Genomic DNA, 18,388 nt, shown 5'->3' with positions numbered 1-18,388 from the left:
CAGTGCTGGAGGCCCCTTCGTCACTTCATTGGCTTCCGTCGTGATCGCTCGGCTGTGGGGCCAGTCGAGCGCCGCATAGCGGGTCTCGGGACGCCAACGTCAGCCGTGAAATGGTCCATGCCGGAAGCCTTTCTTACCCTCCTCCTGTTTCAGTTTCTGGGCGTCGTCGCGCAGCGTGCGTTGGCTCTTCCGATACCGGGACCGGTGATCGGGATGTTTCTGCTTGCAGGGATGCTGCTCTGGCGCAAGGCGAGGCAGAAGAACGCTCCAGACGGTGAGGTTGCCGCTGACGCTCCGGCTGCGTCGCCAGCGCTTTCGGCGCTGGCGCGGTCTCTGATTGCCTGTCTTGGCTTGCTATTTGTTCCTGCGGGGGTCGGTCTGGTCACCGAACTTCCGGTTCTGGGCGTCAACGCAGTGCCGATAGTAGCGTCCCTGTTTGGCTCGACGGTGCTGGGGCTGCTGGTGACGGCCTTCGTCATGCACCGGGCGACGCATGATGCGTCTGCGCCGGAGCGGGTCTCCGATGCCGACGGGCAGGTGCTCTGACTTATGGCGGACAGGTTTTTTGCATTCATTCACAATGTTTACGCGCAGGCGATTCCATCTCCTGACACAGAGACTCTGTTCTGGTTGTGCGCGACGATCGTCGCCTTCGTGGTCGGCATGCGGATCCAGATCCGTCTGAAACGCGCGCCGTGGGCAAACCCGGTGCTGTTCGCGATAGTTGTCGTTTCGACGGCGCTTTTTATCACGAAAACTCCGTACGACGTCTATTTCCGCAGTGTTCGGATCATCCATTTTCTTCTCGGTCCCGCGACGGTCGCGTTGGCGATTCCGCTTGCGGACTCCATCCGGCAGGTGACGCGAAGCCTGCCTGCGATGGTGTTGGCCCTGCTCGCTGGTTCAGTAACGTCTGTGGTCAGCGGCGTTCTTCTGGTCGTCGCGTTTGGAGGCAGCCATGAAGTGGCGCTGTCGATGGCGCCGAAAGCCGTGACAACGCCCATAGCCATAGCCATCACACAGCAGATCGGCGGCACGCCCGCACTCACCGCCGCCTTCGCTATCCTTGGCGGGATCATCGCGGCCATGATCGGAGAAACGACGCTACGTCGCCTTGGAATCCATGACTGGCGCGCTCATGGGCTTGCTGCGGGGATAGCGGGTAGCGGCATCGCCGCTGCGCAGGTGGCGCAACGTGATCCGGTTGGCGCGGCGTTTGCGGCGCTGGGCATCGGGTTGAACGGGTTGGTGACTGCGATCATCGTGCCTTTGCTGCTGTACATCCTGCCGGGATAATCATTGGTTTTATACGCGACGCAGCGAGAAAATTGTAAAGCCGGTCGCTCATCCGGCTTGTGAAAACGCTTTTGCGGCGGACATCCGTTTCAAATCGTCGGGGGAATGATCTGCCGCAAGGCAAAGTGCGTGCCGGGTGCTTGGGTGGATTGAGACGCGAGGAGGTCGGTCGCTAACCCCAAGGTTTTGACACCCGTCCTTGATGTGCATTTATTATGGGAGAGGTTTCTTCAGGTTATTGTCCTTATGTTCTCCTGAACGGTGATCGATGTCGATAAATTTTATCAGGCTGCGAGAATGCAACGTTATTTGCTGCGAAGATGTGCGAACGGAGAAGAGCGGAAAAGATATCCTGATAGGCACATTGCATGGGCATATCACTTCTAATGATCCAAAGGCGTTTATATCGTTTTGGTTATGGATTCACTATTGCCTGCCCTCTCCTTGGAAGGGGTTTATGTTTGTACGATTAATCTCTGGTGATGAGATTATAAATAGTGGGCATTTTGACCTTCGTGCTGTTGCTTATGAGGAAGGAGGTCTCAGGTGGAAAGTGGCGGGTATAAAGTCTTCCGTCGAAAGAAAGATACTGTTTCAGTATTCTCTTTCAGATTATGCGGAGACTCCAGGCGTGTGGATTGACGCGAAGACGATATCGATTGGACCTCGGCCTTTGTTGGCGTGACGCCACGTTATTTGTCGATTCCTCGTAACGGGGGCGTTAACGTGATCCGCACGGACCCGTACGAATGAAGTCGACAAAAGCGCGAAGAGGCGGAGGCAGGCGCCGCCGTCCAGGGTAGTAGAGGTAGGGGCCGCTGAAACTCTGCCACCACGGTTCGAGAACGGGCGCCAGAGTCTTGTTGTCGAAATATGGTTGTAGCCAGTCTTCGAAAAAATGAATAACGCCAAGCCCGCGCACGGCGGCGTCGACAGCGAGGTCAACGCCGCCACTGATCTGGACGAGCAGAGGTCCTTTCGGATCGATAGTGACGATTTCGCCGTCTTTCTCGAATTCCCATAATGGAGTGTGGCCGCTCGGAAAACGGCCGCGCAAGCATGCGTGGCCGAGCAGGTCGCTCGGGCGTTCAGGGCGTCCGCGTTCCGCCAGATAGGCTGGTGACGCAGCCGTCGCCACGCGTTGGGCGCGCGGGCCGATTGGCACGGCGATCATGTCCTGCTCCAAACGCTCGTCATAGCGAATGCCTGCGTCGCATCCCGCCGCCAGCACGTCCACGAAGCTTTCCTCGACGATGATCTCAAGCTTGATGTCAGGGTAGGTTTTCAGGAAGGGCGTTATGATCTGTGGCAAAATCAGGCGAGCCGCACTGGCGGGAACATTGAGCCTGAGGGTCCCGGCCGGCCGATCCCGAAAGCTGCCGAGTCCGTCAAGCGCCGCTTCGACCTCTCCCAACGCCGGGGCCAGGCGTTCAAGGAGGCGCCCGCCCGCCTCGGTCGGCGTTACGCTGCGCGTCGTCCGGTGCAGTAACCGCAGGCCTAACCGGTCTTCAAGGCGACGGATGGCTTCGCTAAGGGAGGAAGCGGACTGGCGGCTTTGGCGCGCGCCTTCACGAAATCCTCCTGCCCGACAGATTGTCACGAACGCCTGCAAGTCCTGAAGTTCGGTCGTCATTGTCCTGATTTCCGTACAGCCCGTGCGTGTTATGCCGTATTATCGAGCAATCGGAAAGAAAGCATAGTTTTCTCCACGTTCTTGTCTGGAGACAAAAATGACGGATATCAAAAACTCTGGAACATTTATGCTGGGCGACCGCCCGGTGTTCCGTATGGGGTATGGGGCGATGCAACTCGCGGGGCCGGGTGTGTTCGGCCCGCCCAGGGATGTCGAAACTGCCCGAGCCGTTCTGCGTGCCGCGCTGGAAGCGGGCGTCAACCATATCGACACCAGTGATTTCTACGGCCCGCATGTCGTCAATCAATTGATTCGCGAAACGCTGTCACCCTATCCGGACGATCTCGTGATCGTCACGAAAGTCGGCGCCAAACGGGGCTCCGACGCTTCATGGAATCTCGCCCGGAGTCCGGCGGAACTGGTCGATGCAGTTCACGACAATCTGCGCAATCTTGGCGTGGACGTGCTGGACGTCGTGAACATGCGGCTCATGTTCGACATTCATGGCCCTGCTGAGGGTTCGATTGAAGAGCAATTCACGACTCTCGCTGACCTGCAGAGAAAGGGACTGATCCGGCATCTTGGCCTCAGTAACGCGACGGCGGCCCAGGTTGCTCAGGCGCAGAAAATCGCGCCAGTGGTGTGTGTGCAGAACCATTACAATCTCGTGCATCGTGGGGACGAGCCGCTTATTGCGGAGCTGGGGCGGCAGGGGATCGCCTACGTGCCGTTCTTCCCATTGGGCGGCTTTTCCCCGCTTCAGTCGGATAAGCTGCATGATGTGGCGAAACAGCTTGGCGCGACGCCGATGCAGGTCGCGCTCGCATGGCTTCTGGCGCGCGCGCCGAACCTCCTGCTGATACCCGGCACATCGTCGCCCGGTCATCTGGGGGAGAATCTCGCAGCGGCGTCTATCGTTCTTCCCGAAAGCGCCTTTGCTTTTCTCGAAGGTATTGCGGGGTAAGCGCACAGGGGGGGCTGGTGGTGCGCGGGCATCCGGGCAGCGTGGGACACATGTATGCTGCAAGTGCTTTGGAATGCGGCGTGTAAAACGAGGGTACGCCGCATACCGTCAGGTATGGGCGTGCATGCAGCTCCGTTCGTCGTTTATGCAAACGACAGGAAACCCGGTCTTCACGCGGAAGACCGGGTTTCGGGCCGGCGACTCTGTTTTTATTTTTATTAGCCGCCGTCCTTGACCGTTATTGGACGGTCAGGACTTCCTGATCAGGAGAACTGTCCCATGGTGTTGTGCTTGCCGCCCGCCTTAAGGGCCGCTTCTCCTGCAAAATACTCCTTGTGGTCGTCCCCGAGGTCAGAGCCAGCCATGTTCTGATGCTTGACGCAGGCGACGCCCTGACGGATTTCCGCACGCTGCACGTTCAGAACGTAGCCCAGCATTCCATCTTCGCCGAAGTAGCGGCTGGACAGATTGTCGGTCGACAGCGCCGCCGTGTGATACGTCGGCAGGGTGATCAGATGGTGGAAAATGCCAGCGCGTAGGGCGGCGTCGTGCTGGAACGTGCGAATACGGGCATCAGCTTCTTCCGCCAGCGGCGTGGAGTCGTAGGCGTCGGACATCAGGCGTGCCCGGTCATAGGCCGAGACGTCGCGTCCGTCTTCTTTCCATGTGTCGTAAACCTGCTGGCGGAAATTCAGCGTCCAGTTGAAGGACGGCGAGTTGTTGTAAACCAGCTTGGCGTGCGGCACGGCTTCGCGGATGCGGTCCATCATGCTGGCGATCTGCTCGACATGCGGCTTTTCCGTTTCGATCCACAGCAGGTCGGCGCCGTTCTGCAGCGCTGTGATGCAGTCCAGCACGCAACGGTCGGCGCCGGTGCCCGGGCGGAACTGATACAGGTTGCTCGGCAGACGCTTCGGACGCAGCAGCTTGCCTTCACGGGCGATGATGACGTCGCCGTCCTGCCTTCCGCCGGAGGTTACGTCGTCGCAATCAAGGAAAGCGTTGTACTGGTCGCCAAGATCCCCCGGCTCGCGGCTGAAGGCGATCTGCTTGGTCAGGCCAGCGCCAAGGCTGTCGGTGCGGCAGACGATGATGCCGTCTTCGACGCCCAGCTCAAGGAAGGCGTAACGGATGGCGCGCACTTTCGCGAGGAAGTCCTCGTGCGGTACCGTGACCTTGCCGTCCTGATGGCCGCACTGCTTTTCGTCGGACACCTGATTTTCGATCTGCAGCGCGCAGGCGCCCGCCTCGATCATCTTTTTCGCGAGCAGATACGTCGCCTCGGCGTTGCCGAAACCCGCGTCTATGTCTGCGATAATCGGCACGACATGGGTCTGGTGCCCGTCGATCGTCGCCTGAATTTCGGCCGCACGACCGGTCTCTCCAGCCTCGCGGGCGGCGTCGAGATCACGGTAAAGCATGCCCAGTTCGCGCGCGTCGGCCTGACGCAGGAACGTGTAAATTTCTTCGATCAGAGCGGGCACGGAGGTTTTCTCGTGCATCGACTGGTCGGGAAGCGGGCCGAATTCCGAACGCAGGGCCGCCACCATCCAGCCTGACAGATAGATGTAACGGCGCTTCGTCGATCCGAAGTGCTTCTTCACGGCGATCATCTGCTGCTGTGCAATGAACCCGTGCCAGGCGCCCAGAGACTGGGTGTACTGGGTGGGGTCGGCATCGTAAGCGGCCATGTCGCGGCGCATGATTCCGGCCGTGTAGCGAGCGATGTCGAGACCAGTCCGGAACCGGTTCTGCGAGCGCATGCGCTCGACATACTCGGGGTCGATCGCATCCCACGCGCCGTTCTGAGCCTGAATGATCTGCTTGAGCTTCGCGGTTGCCGAATCCTGGTATGACATCTGGCGGTTTCCCTTCTCTGTGGAAGCGTGACTGGCAGATGCTTAACGGTATTGGCGCAGGGCTGGAAGGCTGAAACAGCGGCGCATGATGTATTTCTGTAAATTATTTACAGACGCCGATTTCCAAATGAAAAGATATTTCCAGCGGCGTTGTCGCCCGTATGAGGCGGGCCCGAGCGGTGGGAGGAAGCAGACTGCGCTGAGGCCGATCGCGAGGAAGTAAAATATCGACACGCCTGTCCAGGTTCATAACAACGGCTGAAGTGGCGAACGATCCGTGTGGCTTTTCATTCTTGCGGCGTCGGTAATGAGGTGTCCAGCCATAAAACTGACGCGATATGTGGCAAAAGGCAGGCGCAGACCCCGTCGTAGCCAATCGCGTGAGCATGGCTACAGACGTAAGTCGTCGCCAAGGAAAGAATTTCGATCGCGTCCTGAATATAGCGAAGAATTTTCCTGTCTCTATGCTGTTGTAATCACTGCTGTGTCGCGTGTTTCGATGGGTATCCGGCCATACGCCCTGTCGCGCGCCGATTTCGTTCAGACAAGGCTGCACGCGCGTGAAAATTATCGACTGAGCAGATGGTTGGAGAATTTCGAGTATGTCGACGCACTGTCCGCGCCGACTACCTGACGCGCCCCTTCAGCCCGGGGCGCTCGTGCTTGCGGTGTCGCCACCGTCCAAATCCCCAAGGCGCCACCACAACCCGACGAACGCCGCGACCCCCTCTCTCGCGATGGGGATCAGCAGATGCTCGTCCGGGCCATGCTGTTTGCACCCGTTGTGGCCATGTGGAACCCAGACCAGCGGTAAGCGGAGCGTGTCCGTGAACGCGTAGCCCGGCATGCCGCCGGATACGGCGGGGATGACCTGCACATGGCGGCCAAGCGTTTTCTCCATGATCGTCGCGACGCGCACGATCCACGGATGATCGGTCTCTGTCGCGCTTGCAGGCATGGTGATCCCGGACTTTTCTATCGCGACGTTTTCAAATCCGGCGTCGTCAAGATGCTTGCGCAATGCGGGCATGAACTTCGTGGGGTCGGACCCGGGCTCGTAGCGTATCTGGCACGTTGCGCGCGCGCTGGGCGCCACGGCGTTCATCGGCGCTTCCGGCCGCCCGCAGATCATGGCGAGCACGATAAAGGCGTTCCACGCGTAACGCTTCTCCGGAACCGTCAGGCCGGGCTCTCCCCAATTCTCAACCACCGTCGCCGCGTCATCGCCCGGATCGACGGGGCATTTCGCAAGTCCGCCGCCACTGCGCTCGCCGGGCGTCAGAGGAGGGAGCCAGTCGTCGATCTGAATGCAGCCCCGGCGATCCACGATGCTGGCCAGCGCGTGGGTGAGGATGACCGCGGGATCTGTCGTGACCCCGCCCCAATGCCCCGAATGAACCCCGCCCTTTCTGAGCCGCACGGCGAGGTCGAAGGTGAAGCTGCCTCGCGACCCGGCGGCGACGGTCGGGGTTTCGGGGCTGGCGCGCGGGCCGTCGCTCGCGATCATGACGTCCGCCTTCAGACGTTCGGCGTGCTGCGCGACGAACGTCGCGAGCCCCTGGGACCCACGTTCCTCTGCCGTTTCCACGACCAGCTTGACACTGAACCCGAGCCTGCCGTCCTTCTCGGCGGAACGATGCCTCAGCACCTGCTCTAGCGCGAAAAGGTTGATCGCGTGCTGTCCCTTGTTGTCCGCCGTTCCGCGGCCATACCAGCGGTCGCCGTCGCGATGCAGGCGCCACGGACCGGACGGAATGGACCATTGGGCGTCAAGCCCGGCGACGGTGTCGCCATGGGCATAGCTGAGCACGGTGAGCGGGGCGTCAGGTTCGATCCGCTCGGCCACCATGATGGGACCGGCCCCACTCTCGGGGTTCGGAAATATTTCTGTCGAGAAGCCCATCTCTTCGAGCCAGGGAGACAGCCCGTCAGTCAGGTAGGCATGCAGCCCCGGCAGCGCGTCTTCATCCTGCGACGAACTTCTGCGCGCCACCAGATCGGCCAACCGCCGCTCGAACGCGCCGCCGTCGAACGCCGTGCGGGCCGCTTCCAGTGCGGCGTCGAGGAATTGTTCGCTGGCGATCTCGGTCATGCTGTCTTCATCCTGCCGGATTGGTCTTCCGGCGACAGGCCGAGGCGACCGGAGCCAAGGTTGAGCGCCAGTCCGCATGTCACTGCGACCATCAGCAATGCGAACGTCATGGCGTAGGAGCCGGTAGCGTCCAGAACGACGCCCATCATGGGCAGAGCGACGAATCCGGCCATCTGGCCGCCAAAATTGATGAAGCCGTTACCTGACGCGAGCCGCGTGCGGGGCAGCCTGACCGTGACGATGGCCGTTATCACCGCCAGAATCATGCCCTTGAAAAAATACGCTATAGATTCGAAGAGAATGACAATGTTGATGGACCCTGCGGTGGCCATGCCAGCCAGGGACAGGGCGACGCCGAGCAGGATGAGTGACAGCAACGCGTCGGCTCGCCGCGAGAAGAATCGCATGACGATCCATCCGCCAAGCAAAGAGCCAAGTGTGGCGGCGAGATTCGGCGCCGCCAGAAGCGCGCCTGCGCTCTTGATGGCGACATGATGGGCCCGCAGCAGGAACGTGGGCATCCAGCCGTCCAGCCCCTTGTTGACGAGACTTGCGACGAACCAGACCAGCATCAGGCGCCACACGTCCCTGCGCCGGATGATCTGCGACCAGCCCTCTGGTTTTTCTTCCTGCGGAGCGGCGTCCTGACCTGTAGACGGCCGCGTCGTCAGCGCGAAGACCACAGCCATTGTGACGCCGAGCCCGGCAAGTATCTCGAAACAGGTTCGCCATCCCACGACGCCCAGCAGGGGCAGCAGCAGTGGCGGCGTGAAGACCAGCCCGAGATAGGATGATGACATCAGCAGGGACGCTGCGAGCGGCGCCTTCTCGCGGGTGAAGCTCTCTCGGATCATCTTCACGCTGGCAGGGGGGTAAAGCCCTTCGCCCAGCCCGAATAGCAGCCGCACGGCGAGCAACGCCGCAAATCCGCCAGACAATCCGGTCAGCAATGTAAAGAACGACCAGAAGCCGACGCCCGCCAGCACCATGACGCGCGCGCCGAAGCGGTCGGCAAGCCAGCCCGCCGGGATCTGCATCACCGCGTAACCGAGATAAAACGCCCCCAGCGTCCAGCCGATCTGCTGGTGGTTCAGGGCGAACTCGGTTGCGATCACCGGCGCCGCGTAAGTGATGACGGCGCGATCCACATAGGAGACGAGCCAGATCAGATACAGGACGATGAAGACAAGTTTCGCCCGCATCGCGTCAGTCCCCGACCGCACTCATCGCGTGGCGCCTATGGCGGCGTCGAGGATCTCCAGCCCAAGGTCGATCTCGGCCTCGCTGACAGTCAGCGGCGGCGCAATGCGGAACACGCCGCCCATCCCGGGCAACTGAACCACGTTCATGCTCAGCCCCCGCTCCATACATGCGTTCGTGATCGCTGCGCCTCGCTTGTCGTCCGGTTCTTTGGTGCCCCTGTCGCGAACGATCTCCATTCCAAGCAGCAACCCGCGTCCGCGCACATCGCCGACGCAATCATGGCGGTCCTGAAGGGCGCGCAAACCGTTCGCGAGCCGGGCGCCCATGCGCCGCGCCTGACCGGCCAGATCGTCGCGTTGCACGATTTCCAGCACTTTCAGTCCGATGGCCGCGGGGAGCGGGTCGGACACATGCGTAGTGTAGAACAGGAAGCCGCGCTCATGGGCGCGTTCCTCGATTTCGCGCGACGTCAGCACAGCGGCCAGCGGCAATCCGGCGCCCAGCGTCTTTGACAGTGTTAGAATGTCGGGAACCACGCCGTCCCGCTCGAACGCGAACATGGTCCCGGTGCGTCCGACGCCTGTCTGCGCCTCGTCGAGGATCAGCAGCATTTCCCGTTGACGGCACTTTTCCTGCAAGGCGCGAAGGTAGCCTTCAGGCAGGTCGATAATGCCCCCGCTGCTGAGGATCGGCTCGGCTATGAACGCCGCCAGATTGCCGGTCGATTGCCGGTCGAGCAGGTCGAAGGCGTAATCAAGCTCCGCGCGCCAGTCGTATTGGCCGTTCTTTTCGAAGCGAGGGCGGTAGGGAAACGGCGCCGGAATGGCGAAGGACCCGACTGCAGCCGGACCCGCGCCGCGCCGCCCCGCGCTATAGGTTGCGGACGCGGCGGCGCCGGTCATGCCATGCCAGGATTGAGCGAAGCTGACGACCTCGTATTTTCCTGTCACGACCTTCGCAAGTCGCAATGCGGCCTCGTTGGATTCGGCGCCGGTGCTGAGCAGCAGGGCCTGCTCCAGACCGGGAACGAGGCTCCCGAGGGCCTCCGCCAATCCGACCACCGGCCGGGAAAGCATTCCGCTGAACAGATGGTCGAGCGTCCGGGCGGACTCTGCGATGGTCGCGGCGATCTCCGGGTGGCAATGGCCCAGAACGGCGCTCATCTGGCCCGATGTGAAGTCCAGTATGGCCCGCCCCGTGGAGTCGTAGACGAAGCTGCCCTGCGCGCGCTCGATGATATGTGGGGTAAATTCGCTACCGTAACGGATCAGGTGATCGCGCGCGGCGTTCCAGAATTCCTTCGCGCCGGATGTGTGAGGTTTTGCCGACATCGGACGCTCCAGCCGTATTTGTTTTGATACAAAAACAGTAGCAGGAGTTTTTCGATGAGAGTTGCGAATAGATTTGAAGGACTCTATCAAATATTTTGATACAAAGGAGGAACGATGCCGGCGGCTCTCGATATCGACCTGCTTCGCTCCTTCGTGGCGATTGCCGACGCCGGGTCGCTCAGTCTTGCAGCGCCGCGCATAGGACGCACGCAGTCCGCCCTGAGCATGCAGGTGCGGCGTCTGGAGGACGTGGCGGGCGCGACGCTGTTTCATCGCAGCCAGAAGGGCGTAAGCCTCACCATGCAGGGCGAGAGATTGCTTGCCCATGCGCGCGAGATTTTACGCAGCCATGATCGCGCCGTGGCGGATCTGGCTGGACAGGTTTTCTCGGGAAGTTTCCGCTTCGGTTGTCCCGATGATTACGCAGTGTCGTTCCTCCCAAAACTGATCAGGGACTTCACGGAACAACATCCGGGCGTCTTCATCGAGGTCGTCTGCGCTTCGACGCCATCCCTTCTGCAGGCTCTGGCGGAACGCAGGCTCGATTCCGCTCTGGTCTCCGTGCTTGTAGACGAAGCCGCGCCGTCGTCGCGTTCGCGAGGCGCTCTCGTGACGCGCGACACGGTGCTGCGTCCTGCGGACTGCATCCGTCTGGAGCCGCTGGTGTGGGTGGCCCGCCCGGATTTTGTCCCGGACCCGTTCGCGTCGCTTCCTCTGGCGTTGGGCGCGCCGGATACGCACGATCACGGCTGCGCGCTGGCGGCGCTCGCGACGCTGGATTGGCCGTATCGCATCGCCTACGCCAGCATCAGCCTGTCCGGGCTGCTGGCCACCGTTCGGTCAGGACACGCGGCGGCGGTGCTGACCCGCAGCGCCATTCCGCCGGATTTGAAGGAGGTAGCGCCCGAACATGGTCTTCCCCGTCTGCCGGTGCTTGGGATCGTGCTGGCGCCGGACCCGGAACATTCGGAGGCGCCTCCGGCTGTAGCCGCTTTCGCCGCGCATGTCCGTGCGACGCTGCCCGGAGTTTGAAGGGCGTTCCACCAGCAGATCAAGGAGCTTGCTCGGCCCGTATTCGTTCATGTCCATCCCGGAGCGCCAGGAAACCGATCAGGCAGGCGTGTCTTGAGCCTGACGGCGCTCCCTATGATCGTCCCAGTGCGCGTTTAAGCGCCTGTTCAACGGCCTCCGCATTGAACTGTTGCGCGACGATCGCGCGCGCACGGGCTCCGATTTCTGTCGAACGTTGCGCGTCGTGATACAGGCCGACCACCGCGTCAGCGAACTCTCTGGCCGTCCTTGCCAGACAGATCTCAAGCGGAGAAGGCAGCGGCAGGCCTTCCAGGGCTATCGGCGTCGCGACGCACGGCAATCCTGCGGCCCAGCTTTCCAGGACTTTTCCCTTGATTCCAGCGCCGAAACGCAAAGGGGCTACAGTCAGACGCACGCTGCGTAATAGGGCAGGGAGTTCGGCTACATGTCCGAGAACCCGCACGCCGGGAGCGTCGTCCATGCGAACAACGGCATCCGGCATCGCGCTGCCCACAAGCAGCAGTTCGATCTCCGGGGAGGCTTCCCTGATGAGAGGCAGGATCTCGTCGACCAGCCATTTGGCGGCGTCGAGGTTGGGGGCATGACCGTAATGCGCCACGAACGCCACGCTGCGTCGCTCATGAAATGGCAGCGGTTCGGGCGTCAAAGGCGTCGACCACGGCACGACATGGACATTCGCGGTCGGCACGGCGCGCGCGAGTATATCGGCCTCAATCCTTGAGTGGGTGATCACCGCGTGCGACGCCCATGCGGCCATATGTTCCCGCACACGCTCCTGCCCGGCGGCGGTCCTCAACTCCGGCCTTCCCTCCACCGCCGCCTGTCGTTCCAGGCGAAGATGCGCCAGGTCGGCGACGCTCGATACGATCCGAGCGCCGGGCATGTAATGGCGCGCCAGCGCGAGATATCGGGAGGCATTGGACAGCCGGTGCAGATAAATCGCGTTGAAGGCCCCAGCCTGCCCGCGAAGCAGAGATTCGACCGTCGGGTAGGTGGGGGCGGCCCAGCATGTGAAGCCGTCATCCTCCAATCTATGGCGGGTGGTGGCGTCCAGCTCGACGACGGAAGCGATGAAACTGACCTCATGACCCAGCGCTTGGGCCGCCTGCATATGCGACAGCATCGCGCAGGAGCCGGCGTCCCGGCGCGTGTCGGGCGCCCGGTCGTCAATAAACAGGATGCGCGGCGGCGTCTCTTCGGCGTCTGCGCCTAGCCGCCGAGCCCTTTCGTGCGCCACGGACTCGGCTTCCCGCGCATCGGCGCGCGCCTGTTCGCGGCGTAACGTTTCTATCTGATCTATCAGGAACGTCAGGGCGTCCGATCGGACATTCCGCGCGCCGACGCCGGCCAGCGTCTGTGCGACGTGCTGGCGAAACGCCGCATTGAAGCGGTGCGAAGCTGGAAAATGAAATGGCGAGCCGGGCAACGGTTGCCCTGTTTCCTCGCACAGGACGGTAATCGCGTGATCCGTGTCAGAGGGCAGGGGAGGCGATAGAACGAAATCGAATCCGTAACGACCGTCCCCAAGTCCCGTATCCCGGAGGTCGGTCCGCAAAGCGTTCGCGACCGCGCTACGCAGGACCACGTCATCGAGCAGGATCGCTACGTTCAGACGGTGGTCTGGTCGCGCCTCATCGCGAAGCCATCCGGCAATGCGTGTGCGCCCGACCACGTCCACGGATGCCCGCAACTGAACCTCGCGCCCCCGCGCCGCCGTCGCTGCGGCGGCGCGGGGCAGCGGCGTCCGTTCAGGCAACGCGAGGACGTCCAGAACCGCAGTGTCAGGAGCGTGTACTTCGTCAAGCGGCGCCAGCAGTTCGAAGCCCCTGCGTCCGTCGTCCACGCCGGATCGCCGCAGGTCTGGGCGCGCGATGGACGCTTCGGCGCGTGCGACTTCACGACCGGAGCGGAGCGCAGCGACGATGACTCGCCTCTCTGGATTGGCGGGATCGAAGGCCCAGCCTGTAACCAGCCATCCCCGATTCGGTTGGAACCGGATATCGTCGATGAAGCCACAGATCCCGGAGGACGCGTCGTCGGAAGACATACGGGGATCAGGCGCTGAAGATCCTGAATATTTCCCTACTGCACGTCGTCAGCGATTGATGAGGTCCCGCTGCGGCGCGGCGAATGGAGCCGCCGCGCCGCAGCGTCACACCGCGACGCGTCTCTCCCTGGCGCCGGAAAGGCGCAGCCGCACGCCGCTCAGGGCCTCATGCACGGTCAGGCCCGCGATATCGCTCTCATCGTCGGGTCGGAATTCGAATCCATAGGCCCCAGAGTAACGAGGCAGGGCGTCCAGATCGGCGCGTCTACGGTTTGCGGCGACGCGGCCCACTTCGACGCTCCCCCGGCGCACGACCAGTTCCACCGGCGTTCCGGGCAGGAGCTGTGACCGCGCCCATCCGGCGATCACGCCATCCGCCGCTACATCGACATATCCGGCCACTGCCCGGCGGTCGGTTTGCTTCGCGGCTATCAGGCTCAGCCGGGCGCGAATGGCTTCAAGCGCGGGCCCGTCCTCGATACGCGGCAGACAGAATCGCGCATCCGCTACTTCGTTTCTTGTAGAAGGATAAAGCTGCGCGAATTCGACGGCGTTGTGAAACATGGCGCGGCTGCCGTCGTCGATGAAGGTTTCCGACGGGACGCCTTCAGCCAGCAGCAGGTCGTGTGTTTCCAGCTCGATATGAATGTAATCCACCCGAGCGACGCGGCTTTGCTGGACGATGGATCGGCCGTTGAGCAGAAGGCGGGCGGGGACGAGCCAGCCTTCCACCGCCATGGCATGCAGCGGCGACACGGTGAGATCACGCCTGGGGAGGCCGTCGCCCAGAGCGTCAGCCCGAATGACGACCGGCATGATGTCCGGGTTTCCGGCAGCGAAGCGACCGTTATAAGAACGGCGTCCGATCCAGCGGATCGGCCTCAACGCGCCCGACGCCGTGAGCACGAGGTCGCCAATGGCCAGTCCCTCCACCGGTCTGTCGCCATCGGGCGTCGCGATCAGTGTCCCGGGGCAGTAGCATGGGACGCCGTAGGTAATTTCGGTGCCGCCATCGGGGGCTCTTTGGAAATAAAACTCGGACCCGAAGGCGCCCGACAGATGCAACGTCGCGCGCGCGTCGCCTTCGATAACCGTAAGCGTACCGTCCGGCCCGATCTCGCCCCGGTCGATTTCGCCATATGGGCCTGCGAAAGTAAGGTCGGAGACAATAATACGGTTGATTGTGTCCCCGGCGAGGGGCTTGAGCGCCTGATAGGCGTAATAAACAGACCCGATGACGTTAAAGCCCACGATCGTCATGGCGGAGGTTTGCGAAATTGTGGCCGTCAGCGTCGATCCGGACGTGTAAGGCCCCGTTTGTCCGCTGTTCGGCGGCTCTGCGACCGGCTGAAAAGTGACGGTCCCTCCATACGTCGCGCCAGCCTCCAGCGCTAACGACCCACCTCCCAACGACGTGTCCGATGCAGTTCCGCCCGCATGCACGTCGATCGCACCGCCGACGTTGGCGACGGTTCGAATCGCAGTTCCGCCGGCAAGCACTGTTTCGGTAGCAAGTCCTGTAACCCACCATGTGTTCATCAACAGGAACTGCGCGGAGAGGCCTCCATTTAAAACAGTGTCGATAGCAACGCCCCCGGCGCAGACGATCTGGGCGGCCGTGTGATAGGCGACAAGGCCCTGTGCGTTTGTTGCGACGCCGGTCGACAGAGTGGTCGCAATGGCGACGCCTCCGGAGGCGACGGTTTGCAGCGCGTTTCCGTAAGTGTCTGATCCTACGGTGGAGTAGTAATCGGCGCCCAACACCGTCGCGCCGCTGACGACCCCACCGTCGACGGACTGCGCGCCGGCCAGAATGACAGCGTCGAGAGAGCGTCCGCCGCTGGAAACAGTCTCCTGGCCGCCGTTGATGGTCGAGCCGATTGCGATGCCGCCGCTGATCACGGTCTCCGTTCCGTACACATGGCCGCTGATTGTGGCTCCGGCGACGGTTAACGCGCCGCCGTTCATCACTATGGGGGAGAGGAGGTAGGCGTCGCTGTCAACCGCGACGCTCGCGCCGCTGGAAACGACGGAATTGGCGTTTGCCGCGCTCATTGCGACGGCGCCATGCGGGTAAGTCTGATCATGAGCGTGCTCCGGCTTATTTGGCGCGTAGCCGGGCGCGCACGCCGCCCGACTGCCAGTGACGGGGCACTGTGTCTTGTTTTGATGCGGCTGTGTCATAAAAAAACAAAAACGGACACACCTCTGCGGACGGGCGTGGAGGTTCGACGGCGCCGCGACATCGTCGGCGAATGGGCTTTTGAAAAAATAACGGAGCCAGAAAGCTCGGGTCGCGTTTCAGGCATGTCCGATTGCTTGACAGCGCATTGCCATATCGTTAGCAAGCGCCTGCACCCGGTCTTGAGGTGCGAATGGACGAGGACAAGACTTCCTTCGAAGAACGTCTCCGGGCTGCGGAAACGCGCCATGGAAAGCCGGTCGTTGAAGCCGGGCCTGACCGCGAGGATAAATCGCTGATGGCCATGGCTGCGAGAGCCGGGACCGAAATGGTCGGCGGGCTTCTGGTGGGTGTGCTGCTCGGGTGGGGGCTGGACCGATGGCTCCATTTCCGCGCTCTGTTCCTTGTCGTATTCGCGCTTCTCGGTGGGGCTGCCGGCGTGGTGAACGTCTGGAGGCTGGTGAAGCCGCCGGACGATCTCGGAAAATCCTGATCGATCCTTGCGGTCGTGGAGAAGAGTTTTGGCGGGCGGTTCAAGCATAGACGTTCTCGGTCAGTTCGAGCTGCATCCGGTTATCGGCGGCCTTGGTCAGGCCCTGCGCCTCAGCCAGTCGCCGATCTACATGGCGATTGCTGTCTGCCTGGTTCTGGCGTTCCTCTATTACGGAATGAAGCCGAAGGCCGTCGTGCCGGGCCGTTTTCAGGCTGCGGCGGAAATCTGCTACGAATTCGTTCGTAATCTGGCGGTCGATACGATCGGGCCGGAAGGCGTTGCGTTCTTTCCGTTTATCTTCGCCCTCTTCTTCTTCATTCTCGCCGGTAATTATCTCGGTCTTCTCCCCTTCTCGTTTACCTTCACCAGCCATATCGCCGTCACCTTCGCGCTTGCGATGATGGTGTTTCTGGTTGCGATCATCGTGTCGCTGAAGGTGCAGGGGTTGAAGTTCTTCGCGCATTTCATGCCGGCCGGAGCCCCTGTCGCTCTCGCGCCCCTGCTGGTGCCGATCGAGATCCTCTCGTTTCTTTCGCGTCCCGTGAGCCTGTCCATTCGGTTGTTCGCCAACATGGTCGCCGGTCACGTGATGTTCGATATCTTCGCAAGCTTCGTCATCATGCTGGCCGGACTTGGCTTCGTGGGCGACGTTCTTGCGGTGGGCCCTCTCGTGATCAACGTCGCGCTGATGGGGTTGGAATTGCTGGTCGGCGTTCTCCAGGCGTATGTGTTCGCCATCCTGACCTGCATCTATCTGCGGGAGGCGGTCGCTCACTGAGGCGGCCATTCTCGTCGTTCAACGTTTTCGTCACACAAGGAAGAACCAGACATGGACATCGCTGCTGCCCGTGAAATTGGCGCCGGTATCGCCGTTATCGCTCTTGCCGGCGTCGGCATCGGCCTTGGCAACATCTTCTCGACGCTGGTCAGCAGCATCGCCCGTAACCCGGCTTCGCGTCCGCACGTGTTCGGTCTCGGCATGCTCGGCTTCGCTCTGACAGAAGCGGTCGCCCTCTTCGCCCTGCTCATCGCCTTCCTTATCCTGTTCGTCTGAACCAGGAGTAAGTCGCGTGCGCTTGTCGGTGACTTCTTTCCGCCGCGTCGTTCTCGCAGGGGCGTCCTGCGCCCCGCTTCTTCTGGCGGCGGCGCCGGAAGCGCACGCTGCGGGCATGCCGCAGCTGGATTTCAGCAACCCTCTCGTCACTGGTCAGGTGGTGTGGGGCGGTGTTGTTTTCCTCTTCTTCTACCTCGCCTTGCGTGGCTGGGCCTTGCCCAAGGTCGACGCCGTGCTGCAAAACCGCAGCGAACGTATCGCCGGGGATCTCGATCAGGCGCGCGCAGCCAAGGTGGAAGCCGATAAAGCGGTGCTTGAACTGCGCGAGACCAAAAAAGCTGCTGCGGCGGAAGCCCAGGCTCATCTTGACGCAGTGCTGGAGCACGAGCGTGCGTCTGCGGCCGCGAAGCTTGCCGAGATAACTGAGCGTCTCGACGGCGAGATTGCTCGCGCCGAGGCGGGCGTTGTGGCTGAACGTGAGCGTGCGCTTCAGTCGCTCCGTCCGATCGCCGTCGATGTCGCTGAATCGCTCGTCGAGCGTCTCATTGGCGCGCGCGCTGATCGTGCTGTCGTGGAAGCCGCAGTCGCACGCGCCACGGCCCAGACAGCCCACTGATTTCTGATTAGCGTCCAGGCCCGGCTTTGCGTCTGACGAGGAGATAGCGCCAGTGTCCAATCTGTTTCACGAGGCTGGTTTCTGGTTCTCGGTTTCGTTCGTTCTGTTCTTCGTAATTTTTGGTCGGAAAGTCTGGACGCCTCTCGCCGCTCTTCTCGACAGTCGCGCGGATCGCATCCGGGCGGATCTCGACGAGGCGGCGCGCCTGCGCCGTGAAGCCGAGCAGATGCTCGAAGACGCAACGCGTGAGCGCGAGCAGGCCATGATCGAAGCCCGCGCTCTGATCGAGCAGTCCCGCCTGCATGCCGAGCAGCTTGCCGAGAAGACCCGGCAGGAAGCCGAAGAATCTCTTCGTCGTCGCGAGCGCATGGCTCGCGACCGAATCGAGGCGGCTGAGCGGGCTGCGATCAGCGAAGTCCGCGCTGCGGCTGTAGATGCTGCTTTCGACGGCGCCCGCGACGTTATCCAGGGGGCTGTGGGCGGGAATTCCGCTGAGGCTCTGATCGATAAGGCCATTCAGGATCTTCCGGCCGCGTTGTCGGCGCGGGCGGCCTGAGCGGTCCTG

General features: G+C 62.0%; 16 protein-coding genes. 9 read left to right on the top strand and 7 right to left on the bottom strand.

The genetic code is table 11. The annotated features are described in order from the left end of the window. The first annotated feature begins 117 nt into the window (after positions 1-117). Both G442_RS0109335 and G442_RS0109330 read left to right on the top strand, forming a co-directional pair. The gene (locus tag G442_RS0109335; RefSeq protein WP_026397790.1) at positions 118-546 is read left to right on the top strand and encodes a CidA/LrgA family protein; all 429 of its coding nucleotides are present in this window, start codon (positions 118-120) and stop codon (positions 544-546) included. A gap of 3 nt (positions 547-549) precedes the next feature. Further along, complete coding sequence (locus G442_RS0109330; RefSeq protein ID WP_026397789.1) at positions 550-1,296, top strand: LrgB family protein; 747 nt, start codon at positions 550-552, stop codon at positions 1,294-1,296. A 721-nt stretch (positions 1,297-2,017) separates the two neighbouring features. Here the strand turns inward: G442_RS0109330 and G442_RS0109325 are convergent. Further along, complete coding sequence (locus G442_RS0109325) at positions 2,018-2,929, bottom strand: LysR family transcriptional regulator (RefSeq protein WP_026397788.1); 912 nt, start codon at positions 2,927-2,929, stop codon at positions 2,018-2,020. Between the two features lie 97 nt (positions 2,930-3,026). Here G442_RS0109325 and G442_RS0109320 point away from each other — a divergent pair, with 97 nt between their 5' ends. Next, positions 3,027-3,893 (top strand): aldo/keto reductase family oxidoreductase, encoded by an 867-nt coding sequence (locus tag G442_RS0109320; protein WP_026397787.1) that lies wholly within the window; start codon positions 3,027-3,029, stop codon positions 3,891-3,893. Positions 3,894-4,156: 263 nt separating this feature from the next. Here the strand turns inward: G442_RS0109320 and G442_RS0109315 are convergent, their stop codons facing one another. The 4 genes from G442_RS0109315 to G442_RS0109295 form a co-directional block, all read right to left on the bottom strand. After that, positions 4,157-5,752 carry an isocitrate lyase gene (locus G442_RS0109315; RefSeq protein ID WP_026397786.1) on the bottom strand — a complete coding sequence of 532 codons (1,596 nt, stop codon included), beginning with the start codon at positions 5,750-5,752 and terminating at the stop codon, positions 4,157-4,159. Positions 5,753-6,395: 643 nt separating this feature from the next. Beyond that, the gene (locus G442_RS21605) at positions 6,396-7,844 is read right to left on the bottom strand and encodes a M20/M25/M40 family metallo-hydrolase (protein WP_035376405.1); all 1,449 of its coding nucleotides are present in this window, start codon (positions 7,842-7,844) and stop codon (positions 6,396-6,398) included. Continuing rightward, positions 7,841-9,046 carry an MFS transporter gene (locus G442_RS21600; protein ID WP_146882218.1) on the bottom strand — a complete coding sequence of 402 codons (1,206 nt, stop codon included), beginning with the start codon at positions 9,044-9,046 and terminating at the stop codon, positions 7,841-7,843. Before G442_RS21600 ends, G442_RS21605 begins: the two co-directional genes overlap by 4 nt. 21 nt (positions 9,047-9,067) lie before the next feature. Continuing rightward, on the bottom strand, positions 9,068-10,378 hold the full coding sequence (locus G442_RS0109295) for an aspartate aminotransferase family protein (protein WP_026397785.1): 1,311 nt from the start codon (positions 10,376-10,378) through the stop codon (positions 9,068-9,070). Between the two features lie 114 nt (positions 10,379-10,492). On the opposite strand from G442_RS0109295, the gene G442_RS0109290 reads away from it, so the two are divergent. After that, positions 10,493-11,410: a LysR family transcriptional regulator gene (locus G442_RS0109290; protein WP_026397784.1), complete on the top strand. Its 918-nt coding sequence runs from the start codon at positions 10,493-10,495 to the stop codon at positions 11,408-11,410. A 112-nt stretch (positions 11,411-11,522) separates the two neighbouring features. Here G442_RS0109290 and G442_RS21595 read toward each other — a convergent pair whose 3' ends face one another. Together G442_RS21595 and G442_RS21590 are read right to left on the bottom strand one after the other, a co-directional pair. Further along, positions 11,523-13,478 carry a glycosyltransferase gene (locus G442_RS21595; RefSeq protein WP_051292142.1) on the bottom strand — a complete coding sequence of 652 codons (1,956 nt, stop codon included), beginning with the start codon at positions 13,476-13,478 and terminating at the stop codon, positions 11,523-11,525. A gap of 105 nt (positions 13,479-13,583) precedes the next feature. Beyond that, on the bottom strand, positions 13,584-15,533 hold the full coding sequence (locus tag G442_RS21590) for a Hint domain-containing protein (RefSeq protein WP_051292141.1): 1,950 nt from the start codon (positions 15,531-15,533) through the stop codon (positions 13,584-13,586). A gap of 320 nt (positions 15,534-15,853) precedes the next feature. Between G442_RS21590 and G442_RS0109275 the strand changes: the two genes are divergently transcribed. The 5 genes from G442_RS0109275 (at position 15,854) to G442_RS0109255 (ending at position 18,379) form a co-directional block, all read left to right on the top strand. Next, positions 15,854-16,153 (top strand): AtpZ/AtpI family protein, encoded by a 300-nt coding sequence (locus G442_RS0109275; protein ID WP_026397783.1) that lies wholly within the window; start codon positions 15,854-15,856, stop codon positions 16,151-16,153. A 28-nt stretch (positions 16,154-16,181) separates the two neighbouring features. Beyond that, complete coding sequence (locus G442_RS0109270) at positions 16,182-16,931, top strand: F0F1 ATP synthase subunit A (protein ID WP_026397782.1); 750 nt, start codon at positions 16,182-16,184, stop codon at positions 16,929-16,931. Between the two features lie 51 nt (positions 16,932-16,982). After that, a complete protein-coding gene (locus tag G442_RS0109265) occupies positions 16,983-17,207 on the top strand; it encodes an ATP synthase subunit C family protein (RefSeq protein WP_026397781.1) in 225 nt (74 codons plus the stop codon). A gap of 16 nt (positions 17,208-17,223) precedes the next feature. Continuing rightward, positions 17,224-17,823 (top strand): F0F1 ATP synthase subunit B family protein, encoded by a 600-nt coding sequence (locus G442_RS0109260; protein WP_026397780.1) that lies wholly within the window; start codon positions 17,224-17,226, stop codon positions 17,821-17,823. Between the two features lie 61 nt (positions 17,824-17,884). Next, positions 17,885-18,379 carry a F0F1 ATP synthase subunit B family protein gene (locus tag G442_RS0109255; protein WP_026397779.1) on the top strand — a complete coding sequence of 165 codons (495 nt, stop codon included), beginning with the start codon at positions 17,885-17,887 and terminating at the stop codon, positions 18,377-18,379. The last annotated feature ends 9 nt before the right edge of the window (positions 18,380-18,388 follow it).

The organism is Acetobacter nitrogenifigens DSM 23921 = NBRC 105050, from assembly GCF_000429165.1.
GTDB classification, from domain to species: Bacteria; Pseudomonadota; Alphaproteobacteria; order Acetobacterales; family Acetobacteraceae; genus Acetobacter; species Acetobacter nitrogenifigens.
This window is presented reverse-complemented; position numbering and strand designations above follow the sequence as displayed.